8 protein-coding genes are annotated in these 12,367 nt (G+C 30.8%); 2 read left to right on the top strand and 6 right to left on the bottom strand.

Annotation, left to right across the window (positions count from 1 at the left end; translation table 11 throughout):
* Window positions 1-63: 63 nt before the first annotated feature.
* Window positions 64-1,059, top strand: a complete 996-nt coding sequence (locus tag J3S90_RS12530; protein ID WP_210646487.1) for a hypothetical protein — start codon at window positions 64-66, stop codon at window positions 1,057-1,059.
* A gap of 967 nt (window positions 1,060-2,026) precedes the next feature.
* Here the strand turns inward: J3S90_RS12530 and J3S90_RS12535 are convergent.
* The 3 genes from J3S90_RS12535 to J3S90_RS12545 form a co-directional block, all read right to left on the bottom strand.
* Window positions 2,027-2,311 carry a hypothetical protein gene (locus J3S90_RS12535; protein ID WP_210646488.1) on the bottom strand — a complete coding sequence of 95 codons (285 nt, stop codon included), beginning with the start codon at window positions 2,309-2,311 and terminating at the stop codon, window positions 2,027-2,029.
* 268 nt (window positions 2,312-2,579) lie between these two features.
* Window positions 2,580-3,275 (bottom strand): LytR/AlgR family response regulator transcription factor, encoded by a 696-nt coding sequence (locus J3S90_RS12540; RefSeq protein WP_210646489.1) that lies wholly within the window; start codon window positions 3,273-3,275, stop codon window positions 2,580-2,582.
* Window positions 3,272-4,918: a histidine kinase gene (locus J3S90_RS12545; RefSeq protein WP_236023953.1), complete on the bottom strand. Its 1,647-nt coding sequence runs from the start codon at window positions 4,916-4,918 to the stop codon at window positions 3,272-3,274. Before J3S90_RS12545 ends, J3S90_RS12540 begins: the two co-directional genes overlap by 4 nt.
* A gap of 125 nt (window positions 4,919-5,043) precedes the next feature.
* Here J3S90_RS12545 and J3S90_RS12550 point away from each other — a divergent pair, with 125 nt between their 5' ends.
* Complete coding sequence (locus tag J3S90_RS12550; RefSeq protein ID WP_210646491.1) at window positions 5,044-7,419, top strand: outer membrane beta-barrel family protein; 2,376 nt, start codon at window positions 5,044-5,046, stop codon at window positions 7,417-7,419.
* Window positions 7,420-8,084: 665 nt separating this feature from the next.
* Here J3S90_RS12550 and J3S90_RS12555 read toward each other — a convergent pair.
* The 3 genes from J3S90_RS12555 to J3S90_RS12565 form a co-directional block, all read right to left on the bottom strand.
* The gene (locus J3S90_RS12555; protein WP_210646492.1) at window positions 8,085-8,801 is read right to left on the bottom strand and encodes a retropepsin-like aspartic protease; all 717 of its coding nucleotides are present in this window, start codon (window positions 8,799-8,801) and stop codon (window positions 8,085-8,087) included.
* Between the two features lie 263 nt (window positions 8,802-9,064).
* Complete coding sequence (locus J3S90_RS15985; RefSeq protein WP_236023954.1) at window positions 9,065-9,781, bottom strand: helix-turn-helix domain-containing protein; 717 nt, start codon at window positions 9,779-9,781, stop codon at window positions 9,065-9,067.
* 895 nt (window positions 9,782-10,676) lie between these two features.
* The gene (locus tag J3S90_RS12565) at window positions 10,677-12,086 is read right to left on the bottom strand and encodes a glycosyltransferase (RefSeq protein WP_210646494.1); all 1,410 of its coding nucleotides are present in this window, start codon (window positions 12,084-12,086) and stop codon (window positions 10,677-10,679) included.
* Between the last annotated feature and the right edge of the window lie 281 nt (window positions 12,087-12,367).

Here is a 12,367-nt window from a genome sequence, read left to right on the forward strand (position 1 = left end):
AATTTTCCTTTTTTAATTGATATAAAGTATCTTTAAATATAATTTTTTAAAGAAGTTTATCATATGGAAACTATAGAATTATCAAGAAAACAGTTATACGTTTTAGTTTGGTCAACACCTCTTTCAAAACTGATATTGCAATATGCGATTTCAAATGAAGGTTTTAAGAAAATTTGTAAACAATTCGCGATTGCAATGCCTGTCAATGGTTATTGGGTAAAACTGAAGTTCAATAAAGAAATTAAAAAAACAGAATTCAATCCAATTTTTGACGAAGAAGATAAAATCATAATAACAATAAGAGAAGAAGGAAATCTAGTTAATATAGACCAATCTCCTCTTATTATTAAAACAAAAGAAATCTTAACTGATTCTAAATCTCCCTTAATTGTTCCTGAAAGGTTAAGTAACCCTGATATTTTAGTTCAAAATACTAAAACCCTTCATGATAAAAGAAAGAATAATCGCTATTACTGGGATGATAAAATTGATACTATATCCATTTATGTAGCAGAGCTTAATTATAGTAGAGCTCTAAGAATAATGGATACTTTTATAAAACTGCTGAGATATCGAGGCCATTCTTTTAGAAGAGATATAAATAAAAGAGGCCCACGAATTGTTGTAAGCGATGTCGAATTTCATTTTTCTATTCGTGAAAAAAATAAAAGAATACCTTCCGATAAATTATACGAATCATCGACTTACATTCCAACAGGAATTTTAATACTAAAAACTGGAGAAAGTTTTCACGCTAAAGAATGGCATGATGGTGCAGTTAAATTAGAAAATCAGTTAGCTAAAATAGTTGCAAAGATTGAATTAGATGCACTTAAAGAACTAGAATGGCGTGAAGAATGCAGGTTGCACCATATCAAAATGGAAGAGGAGGAAAAAATAAAAAAGGAATTCCAGAAGAAAAGAGAGGTTGAACTTCAAAAAACAAAAGAATTATTTAGTGATGCACTATATCACAATAAAGCAAAAATAGTTAGGGAATATTTAAACGAGTTAGAAACAAAAGCATCACTAAAAAATCAACTCACAAGTGAATTATAAGATTGGTTAAAATGGGCTAAAGACAAAACAGATTGGTTTGATCCAATAATAAGAAAAGAGGATCTATTGCTAAATGAATCCGACAAAGATGATCTCATTTCAAGTAAAAAAAAGGAAAATAACTTTTATAGATATTAATTCTCTAAATTAACCATTCACAACTAATTTATTTATAGAATGCAATCAATTACAAAATGTAAAAAGATTTTAAATAGGAAAGGAATTTCATATACAGATGAAGAAATAAGTATGATAAGAAATGTGCTCTATAAATTAGCAGAAGTAGTACATGAATTACAGTAGAATCATCTTTCAAATAATTCAATTAAGAATCTAGACACATCCGTGGAGCAATAGTTAAAATTGATATAATAGAATTATATGTCTAGTATTTTAAATCTTTTAATAAAAGGTTCAAAATATTGTACCATGAAGGCACTTAAGTTATTTATATGTAATAGTCTTAAAATTTAGATCATTTTATACTTTCAAAAAGAAAAAACAACTACAAGGTATTTATTTACAAATACTTAAAGTCCACAAAAAGACAAACAACGCCAATGGAAGACTTTGGCGTTGTTTTTTTGTGATTTATATTATTTTAGACTTTCAAAAAGAGTCAAAATAGGTATGAAGTGTTCGATTGTAGCCCCTGACAGCCCACACAAAGACAAACAACGCCAATAGAAGACATTGGCGCTATTTTTTTATAATTTATACTATTTTAGGCTTTCAAAAAAAATCATAATAGGGATAAGGTCTTCGATCTTAGCCCTTGATAGCCCACAATAAGAGATAAGTCAGAAATATCCTGATTTGTCTCTTTTTTGTTTACTTCTAATTATTTGTTAATTAGATACATTACCTGTACCGCTTCATTGATTCTTATGGTTCAAAATCCAATTCCATCATATGCTAGATTTTTAAGATATATTGAACCAATCAAATCCCTACAAGCAACAAACTCCTAGTTTTCATATATAGAATGAATCCTAAATAAATTCTCAATTCCTTGATTAAGTAAATTTTCAATATCATCTTGGTCAGTATTTAAACCTGAGTATCTTGCTTGCATCCTTGCCAATTTATCTACGTAGTCCGATTTTATATCTTTGTAATCTGAAGAATCAAACTTATTTGTCATTAGTAATTGTCTAGCTTTACTTAGTCTATTTTCATAGTCTTTAATTTGATTTAATAATTGTCCCTTTTCATTTTGTTTTTCTATAATCTGTTCTTTGTAAGCTTCCAAAATTATTATACTATATACCTTTTTATATTCTTGCTTTGGTGCATATTTTACAAGCTCTTTAAGAAATTTTTCATTCGCATTTTCCGCACTAAAACGGCGCTAACAACCTCTAAAACAATGATAATAAGTGTAATATTTATTACGCCCTTTTGATTTACTGCCTGATAAAATTTTATCACAAATTAGACAAATTAAAACCCTCTCAGCGGAATTTGCCTTGTAAAGTGTAATGTTAATATTGCTATAATTTGTTTGAAAATATTATTATTTAAATCATTCGATGCCGTATTTCTTTATATTTTGAACGGCCGACTGGCAATAATTCACCATTTTTAAGTAATATATTGTATTTTCCACCTGTTTCGACAACGAATTTATCGGCTTCATGCCAGCAAAGAATATAAGATTTATGAATTCTTTGAAATGATGATGGAAGCAATTTTTCTAGTGATTCTAAAGTTTTATCATGCAGTTCAATATGTCCGTCTGATAAATACAGTTCTGTATAAATTCCTGCGCCTTTAATGTATCTTATATCCTTAACCGAAATGAGTTTGATTGTTTTTGCTTTTTTTACAGCTAAAAACTGCATGTCTCCATTGGCTTGTTTTTCTGGAGATGTGAAACGCGAAAAAGCTTGAGAAAGCCTGTTTTCATCAAATGGTTTTGGCACAAAATCTAATACTCCATAATTAAAAGCTGTTATGGCTTTATCGGTATATGCAGAGATAATAATGGTTTGAAAAGATCTCGCAACAACAGTTTTAAGAATGTCAAATCCGTCTTCCCCATTTAAGTTTAGATCAAGCAACACCAAATCAATCGAATGCTCTTCGATTGTGGCTAAACCATTTTCAACTGAATCGCAAAGCAGAATGTGTACTTCTTTATCGAAAAAATCCCGAGTCATTCTTTCAATTCGTTTGGCAATTCTAGCCTCGTCTTCAATAATTAGAATCTTCATTTTTTATCAAAAATTTTAATTGTTGTCAGCCAGCCTTCTTCCACAGCAAAAGAATTAAATTGCCAGTTATCGTCGTAGCTTTCATTCAATCTGGCTTTGATATATTTAAAACCAGTACCGCTGCTTTTGTCTTTTCTTGTTGTTCGGTTTTTGGCTTTGGTTAACAGCGTATATTCTTTATAGTTTTTTTCTTTGGTAAAACTCAAACGGAAAACGATACAGGCTTGTTTTGGAGGTTGACTGTGTGTAATTCCGTTTTCGACAATAGTATGAATAATTGCTGGAGGAATTTCTTCATTTTCATCGATATCTTTTTCCTCCCAATCATAACAAATTTCTTTCCGAAAGGACATTACTTGCAAATGCTTTTGGCATAATGCAATCTCTTCTCTTATGGGAATAAGTGTTTCTTCGGCAATAGAATTCATAATATCAAATTCGTCTGCCAGCGCGCGAATGAACACAACGCCCTGCTGTGGAGATTCTTCGACCCAATCGATTAATGAAGTTAATGTATTTCGAAGAAAATGTGGCTGAATATTTTTCTTAATCAGTTCTAACTGCAATCTTGAAGAAAGCAATAGTGATGCATTATGTTCTTCTTCGATCGCTTTGGCCCTAATAGTATGAAGATAAAGCATAGACAATACGATGATCGTGAAAGCGATAAACAATCCAAAATCATAAAATATAAAATAATTTACCACCACGCTCACGAGTAAACCAAAGACAACAATTAAACCGCCCTTTATTTTTCGGACTGCTGCATCGGTAGCAATAGTAAGGGAAACAAGACACATAGCATAACTATAATAGATTGCGGTTATATCATAATGACCGTAATAAATAATATAGATAGCAATAAGACTGAAAAACAAAAGAAATAAAAACAATCGCTTTTTTTTGAAGTCAAATTGCAACATGAAATACCACGGAACCAGCATCGATATAAAAAAAGTAAGACAGCCAATGATTTTTAAACGGGTATAATATTGAGTATACGGTATGTCTATATAAAATTTGACATATTCTATTATTAATAAGCAGAAGAAAAGCAAACAAATTATTCCGAAAAGCAAAACTGTGGCTTCTTTACGAGTACTGTTTATATATAGAAAAAAATAATAAATAGCAGCAATAAGAAAAGCGCCAGCCATAAGATTCATGAAAGACATCACAATAAGCGGTGAGCGATGCAATCTTAAATAGCTTTCAAGTTCAACATTAATTCCGCGATGCGCCTCCCGACATTGCGATTGTGTTCCGATTACCTTTACAATGTGTTTGCCAATAGAAGCTAAATTTTCAGGAACTTGATAATAAGTCATTTCTGTTCCCGGTACTTCGGCCTGGCCTGATTGGGCCATTTTGCCATTACTTCCCACTAAAACGCCATCCCAATAAACATCAAAAGCACCAAAACTGTTAACCTTTAAACCTAATATTCCAGCATTTTTTTCGCGCTTAATCAGCTCTACAGGTATCTGAACTTTAAATATTGAATCTTCATGTTTTCCCAAATAATCTAGCACATAATCATCATCAGTATTGTACGTTACATCCGATTTCACGTAATCAGTATACTGTTCACAGGACGTGAACAAAAGCAGTAAAAAAGCGATAAAAAAGGTAAAACGATACATGAGATAAAGATATAATAAATATCGAATAGATAAATGCATTTCAAAAGCTCATGGAGCCGTTGACATGTTTTAGAAGGCGGCATTTTATTTTATAAGCTAATCTTGCATTGTAAAAAACAGCACACATGAAAACCATAATAACTAGTATTTTAATTTTAATTTTTCATCTTTTTGGGCATGCACAGCAAACTACCATTTCCGGAAAAGTAGTAGACAAGTCAACTCAAGAAACGCTCCCATACGTAACGGTTTCAGTAAAAGATAACAACTTAAAAACAGTAATAATTGGTGTTACTGACGATCAGGGCGTTTTTACTTTGGAAGGATTACCAGTTGGGAAAATGACTATCTCTTTTAGCTTTATGGGATATCAAAATTACGCGCAGTCATTAGAAATTATTTCTGTTAAATCGAAAATAGAATTGGGAATTATTGGTTTATCTACAGATGCTGTACAATTAAACGCTGTAGAAATTAGCGGACAAAAACCAAACATCAGCTTAAAGCTGGATAAAAAAGTTTTTGAAGTTGGCAAAGATGTGCTTTCGCAAAATGGTTCTGCAAATGATGTCTTAAATGGAGTTCCGTCTGTTGCGGTCAGTCCAACGGGATCGGTAAGTCTTCGTGGTAATAGCAGTGTATTGGTATTGATTAACGGTCGTCAATCGGGTTTAACCCAAAATAATGCTCTTGATCAAATCGCAGCTGACCAAATTGAAAGAATTGAAGTAATTGCCAACCCTTCATCGAGATATGATGCTTCGGGTTCGGCAGGAATTATCAATATTATCTTGAAAAAAAACAAAAAAAGCGGTTTTAGCGGTCAGGTACGACTGGTTGCCGGTTCCCCAAATGACAGCCGCCTTAATCCGAGCATCAATTATAAATCCGATAAGATCAATATATTTTCTAATTTCAGCATCCGATCTTCTGATTATGTTGGATTGTATACTACCAATCAAGCTACTGTGAATAACGGCACAACAAGCTATTTAAACCATATACAAAACGAAGATCGCCACGACGATGGTAAATTAATTTACATTGGCGCCGATTATTTTATTGATGACCATCGCACCATTACAGCCGCTTTTCTAAAAAATGCCACAAAAGACAATGACAAAACTCATTTATTGTATGATTACAGTAATGCCGCTGCTGCAAAAGACAGCATTTTGACAAGAGAAGGAAAATCATTAGAAAAAAGAGATTACAATCAATTCGAATTTAATTATACGCAAACGTTTAAACAGCCAGTCAAAAAATGGACGATCGATGTTCAGTACGACTGGTGGAACAGCGATAAAGACTGGAACCTTGTAACACAGCGTTTGTATCCTACTGGATTTACTTATCCCAGCATTAGAACGAGCTCAATTGGCAGCAGTGAAGATTTGCTGGTTCAAAGTGATTTTACACAGCCTATTGATAGTATTTCAGCATTTGAATTTGGCGTTAAAACAGAAATTCGTAAAGTTTCCAGTAATTTTCTAGCTGAACAGCAAGAAGGAAATGATTGGAATATTTATCAAAATATTGATAACGACATGAATTACAATGAAACCATTGCTAGCGCTTACGCGCAATACAGCAATAAGAATGGAAGATTTAATTATATGCTGGGTTTGCGTAATGAGTTTACCAAAATTGATATTACAGATATAAAAAACACTTATAATAATGACAAAAAATACAATAGACTGTTTCCTACTGTGAATTTAAGTTATAAGTTTAAAACATCGACTTTACAGTTAAATTACAGCAAGCGTATAAATCGTCCGCCTTTGTATGCCTTATATCCTTTTAACGAACTGACCGATATAAATTCTCAATATATTGGGAATCCAGATCTTAATCCATCGTTTACAGATGTGTTTGAACTGGCTTTTCTTAAAACATGGAAAACTTTTACACTGAATCCTTCTGTTTATTACCAATGGGAAAGGGGCTATATTCAGGATTTTACTTATCGTGAAAATGATATATTTTATACAACGCCTATTAATATTCAGCATGAAATACGAAGTGGAATAGAACTCTCCACATTATATAATCCGCTAAAATGGCTGCAGGTAAATATGGAAATGAATTTTTATCATTTTAATCAAAAGGGAAGTTATCAGCAGGAAGACCTTGACTACGAAGGCCAAACTTTTACAGGACGTTTGAGTACACAGATTAAATTTCCTGCAAAATTAAGTTTTCAGGGCCGTTATAACTTTCGCGGTAAACAACAAAATGCGCAAACAAAAAACGATGCATTGCAGTCTCTTGATTTTGGTTTAAGTAAAACGTTATTAAAAGAAAAAGCTACTCTAGTGTTTGATGTCACCAATGCTTTTAACTTACGCCAAAATAAAAGCACTACAACCGGAACAGATTATTATGTTACTGAAAACAGTATTCCTAATGCAGCTCGTTATCGTCTTAGTTTTGTTTACCGCTTTAACTTAACGGATCCAAAAACAATTAGACAAGCGAATAATGCTAATCGGAATTAATATAGTTTTCGACTTTTATATTCCCTTAATTAATAAAAAGTGAATTTGAAGATACTAAATGAGATTTACATACAATATTTTTTTGAATTCTTAAGCGAGAACGAGACTCTAACCAATTTTATTATAATCAATAAAGTCAGCAGAAAGACAAATAAAGCTAATCATAAACATGCTTTACTATAATTTGGATTTGAATAATCAACTGTCTTACTTTAAGGCATCAAAAAATATCAAAATAGGTATAAGTTGTTAGATTGTAATCCCTGCGATCCACACAAAGACAAACAACACTAATGGAAGACATTGGTGTTGTTTTTTTATAATTTATACTATTTTAGGTTTTCAAAAAAAATCAAAATTGGTATCAAGTGTTCGACTATAGTCCCAGACAGTCAACACAAAGACAAACAACGCCATTGGAAGACAATGGCGTTGTTTTTTTATAATTTATACTATTTTAGGTTTTCAAAAAATGTCAAAATAGGGAGAAGGTTTTCAATTGTAGCCCCTGACAGCCGACCATAATTCAGAAACCTCCAAAGTTATTTGATTTTGGAGGTTTTTTTTGATTCGTACAATTTTTGAAATTTTTCCTAATAACTGTTAGCACCTGAATCCAGAGAGATTAAAGATTCGAAGAACGCAAGGTCTCAAACTGAAAGCTTTCAATTAAACCAAACCTCTTTGTTTTTAAAATCAATAGTAAAAACATATCTACTAATTGCTTCAAAATTGAGGACTCCATCATATATAATGTCTCTAACGAAAGGTTTTATCTTAAGATTTTTTTTACCCATAATAAATTCCGATTCTTGGTTATTTCCATCATTATCATTTTGAACTTTCCAAATCTCTGCACTTTCCTTTGAAAGAAGTAATGGACCGCTGTTTCCAGAATCAAAAAGAAACCAATAAATATTATTAGCCTTTGGTATTCCAATAAATATATTCAATTCTGATCCTTCCAAACCATTGGCAAATCTAGTTAACAAAGGTGATTTTCCATTTAGTCTCTTTTTAGCGGAAGCTTTATTCTCGATTATTATCATATTTTTAGAGAGATCAATCGTAAGAATAGATTCTTTAAAAGATTTAAGAGATATAATACCATCAATTCTTGCAAAATCTTTAGGTAGAATGCTCATTAAATCCCAGACGCTTACCGTTTGATGTAATATGTTTGTTTTACCAATTGTAAGCGAAATATTATTTGCTTTTTGAGCCTTAATTATTTCTCCACTCATCCTGAATCCAGTTATGCTACCGTATATGTCTTTATGAAGGGATTTTGCAATTTCTGGTGAAATAAACGTATCAGCACCACCTGTATCAAAGAGGAAATTATATTTTTTCCCTTCAATGAAAACATCTACTGTTTTCATATTTTCAATATAAGGCTTCAATTGGATTGTGTCTTGTGCAAAACAACAAAGGTTAAAAGTTAACAATACCAGAATGAACATTGTTTTTTTTGTTTTCATAATTCTTTTTGCTTACTCTAAAATTGGTTTTCAGCATGTCCCCTTTAGACAAAATCGTCTTTGTTTTAATTGGGAACAAAATTGAATTATTATCTTTCCAAAAACGACCGATTTTATAAAGTCGAACTAAATAATCAGTGATTGAAAAGAGTTAATGTTTTTTTTTAATTTGTTTTAGAAAATTTATTTCTATATTCTGTAGGGGTTAAAGCTGTATATTTTTTAAAAGCAGTGTTAAATGATGATTTTGAATTAAAGCCTACTTTGTATAAAATTTCCAAGGCAGTAAAATCACTTTTAGAATAATTTCGCAATAATTCCATTGCATTTTCTATACGATATTGATTTACAAAATCAAAAAAACGCATATTCATATTTGAATTAATCAAAATCGACAATTCACGAGCAGGCATATTCATTTGTGAAGCGAGATTTTGCAATGTTAGAGATGTATCTAAATAAGGTTTTTTTTCTATCATATATCTTTTTAGAATTTCGATTTGAAAAGTTAAAGTATTATTTTTCTTTTTTTCTTCTTTTAATATGGTTTCGGGTATGTGTTTTATTGTAAAATCTTTTACCAATTGTAATTCAGTTCTGATTCCTCTAAAAAGTTCTGAATATTTGAGCGCTTTTATAACAAACCAACTTATTGCTACCAATGCAATGATTTCTAAAAAGCTATTAATAAATATCAAAAGTTGATGATAATCTGTATATCTTAAAATATTTTTGAACGTTGCAAAATAATGAACACCCACGAAAACTATGGTAATTTGAAACAGCCATTTGTAAACAAAATCGTTAGAATAAGAATAATTTTCAAGATAGATTTGTCTATACTTTTTCAATACAACAAAAATCATAATAATGTATATCATATATTGTATCTCTATCATATACTGAAAAATTATCATTTCAGCAGTTTCGAAATGATGTGTAAAAAAATATTTCTTTTCAAGATCATTTGCCCAATAAATTCTAAAAACTAAAATTAAATTTAGAATAAAAAAAGGTGTAATGTGTAGTAAATGTTTTCTTTTTAGTTGAAAATCAGTATAGCAAAGAGATAACACATACAAATAGAATAGAGGTATATTTAACAAAATAATTGTCCATCTAAATATTTCTAAATTTGGTTGAATATTAATAATTGTGTCAGAAATAAAAAATCCACTTGTGTCAACAGCTGTAAGAAAAAGATAGAATGCAAAAAGTTGATTTGGAAGTTTTTTTTTGGTTTTAACCGTGAGTAAAAATAAAATAAGAAGTAATAATATAAAAACAGAAATTATAGCAGTGGTTTTTAGAAAATTAAAACTATCCATTTATGTAGTACTTGTTTTATTTTTAAATTTTTTATTTCAATCAATAAAAAAATCGGCTCTAATTTAGCTAGGCATTCTTATTAGGCAAATATATGAAATAACAATACAGATGAAATTAATCAAAATTATTTGACTGATAATTTCTTTAAATCCTGCAAAAAATGGTTCGTAAACAGGTTCGTAAGGACCACACAAAGACAAACAACGCCATTGGAAGACAATGGCGTTTCTGTTTTCACATTTATACTATTTTAGGTTTTCGAAAAACGTCAAAATTGGTATCAAGTGTTCGACTGTAGTCCCTGACAGCCCACCAAGAAACTCCTTAAGAAATTAAGGAGTTTTTTTATTTTATGAGTTTTATAAAAGATCGAATTATTGTAAAATTTCGTTTTAAATCAAAAAAAAGCCACTTTCAAAAGTGGCTTTTTAAATTACAATATAAAATTTATTTTTGAGAAAGCTCTCTAGTTAACCAACCACTACGACCTGCTGTTGCAATGGCATAAGGTGGAATCCAGAATAAACCAAAAGTATATAAAACACTATAAGCATAGGCCCACAATGATTCTGCTGCGCTGTATCTTTTAGCATAAAAAAGAACAGGAAAACTAGACACAATAAGTATTCCTAAAAGTGTAGAACTTATAAAAAGTAATGGATGAACCACTATAAAAAACAACATAAAAATTAAAAAAGGGTAGGTCATTACTAATGTTAAAAACTGATTGATGAATAACAATCTAGTTCCCGCTTTAGATTCCTTTTTAAAGTCGGTAAATACATATTTGGCCATGGCCAGATTTTCACGAACATTACTTCTTCCCCAACGAATGAACATTTTATACAATCCTTGGTATTTTTCTGGAACGTCTGTTAAAACTAGTGCATTTCTTTGAAAAAGTACTTTTTTCCCTTGTTTTAAAATCATATTCGTCATTGCTCTGTCTTCACCAATATCCGATGCGCTTCCCATAAAAGTTTGATTAATCCACTCTGGAAGGCATTCAAAAACAGCGGAACTTCTATAAGCAGCCAAGGCTCCAGGAGTACATAGAACACTTCCTAATTGACTTTCAACAGATCGTACAAATTCAAAACTCATTACAAAACTCACATTCAGCATTTTAGGTAAAATAGCAGTTTTATTGTTTAGTACACGAACATTTCCAGCTACAGCACCACAATTGGCATCTTTTACAAATGGACTAACTAAGTTTCTTAAAGTATCAGTTTTAATAATTGAATCACTATCAATAGTAACAAATATTTCACCAGTTCCTAAATTAAATCCACGGTAAAGTGCATGTCTTTTTCCTTTGTTTTCCGGTTGCTGAAAAACAACTATTTGATCTCCTAACTGTTCTTTTGCTTTATTCATCCAATACCAAGTATCGTCTTTACTACCATCATCGATTGCTAGAATTTGTAATTTATGTTTTGGGAAATCACTATTAGCAATACTTAATAATGTTTGAAAAACTAAATTTCCTTCGTTATAAGCGGGTACAATTACGGTACAAGTAGGCAATAATTCGTCACTGACAGAGGCAATAGGCTTATATTGTAAGTACAAGTAAGCATTATATAGTAAAAATAAAACCTTAAATACAAGTAAACCCGTTGTTATGATAAGAAATGTTAATCCGATAGGAGAGTTGATTCTGCTTTGATTAAAATTATAAAAATGCGGTTGCAAATAATATACTAATGCAGCACCACCAATCAATAATAGCATTGTAGCTAATAAAACAATTCGATTGGCAATAGCACTTTTTGAAGTGGTAGTTTTAGGTGTAGATACTATTTCCTTATTAGCAAATAAAATTTCAGCGGGTGTTATGGTTTGTGTTCTCATGGTAAAGGACTAAAATGATGTGTAATTATTTTTTAAATATTTAGCAATTTTTGTTCCTAATCGATTTCTAATTGTAAATCAAACACTTGCAAATACTATTACTATTTATCACTGTGTAAAAATTACCCACTTTGAGACAATTACTCATTATTTGTGGTGTGTAAATGATAAAAAATGACTTAAAAAAAATCTAATACTAAAATCTTATTTTGAATAATATCATATAAATTATGAATGGATTATTACAAAAAAAAACCTCCAAAGGTTGCTCTTTGGAGGTT

This window comes from Flavobacterium flabelliforme (assembly GCF_017948675.1).
Classification (GTDB): domain Bacteria; phylum Bacteroidota; class Bacteroidia; order Flavobacteriales; family Flavobacteriaceae; genus Flavobacterium; species Flavobacterium pygoscelis.

Excerpts from the sequence above, each read along its gene's own strand:
- J3S90_RS12565 (WP_210646494.1), bottom strand. The coding sequence starts at position 12,086 with ATGAGAACACAAACCATAACACCCGCTGAAATTTTATTTGCTAATAAG.
- J3S90_RS12555 (WP_210646492.1), bottom strand. The coding sequence starts at position 8,801 with ATGAAAACAGTAGATGTTTTCATTGAAGGGAAAAAATATAATTTCCTC.
- J3S90_RS12545 (WP_236023953.1), bottom strand. The coding sequence starts at position 4,918 with ATGTATCGTTTTACCTTTTTTATCGCTTTTTTACTGCTTTTGTTCACG.
- J3S90_RS12540 (WP_210646489.1), bottom strand. The coding sequence starts at position 3,275 with ATGAAGATTCTAATTATTGAAGACGAGGCTAGAATTGCCAAACGAATT.
- J3S90_RS12530 (WP_210646487.1), top strand. The coding sequence starts at position 64 with ATGGAAACTATAGAATTATCAAGAAAACAGTTATACGTTTTAGTTTGG.
- J3S90_RS12550 (WP_210646491.1), top strand. The coding sequence starts at position 5,044 with ATGAAAACCATAATAACTAGTATTTTAATTTTAATTTTTCATCTTTTT.
- J3S90_RS15985 (WP_236023954.1), bottom strand. The coding sequence starts at position 9,781 with ATGATATACATTATTATGATTTTTGTTGTATTGAAAAAGTATAGACAA.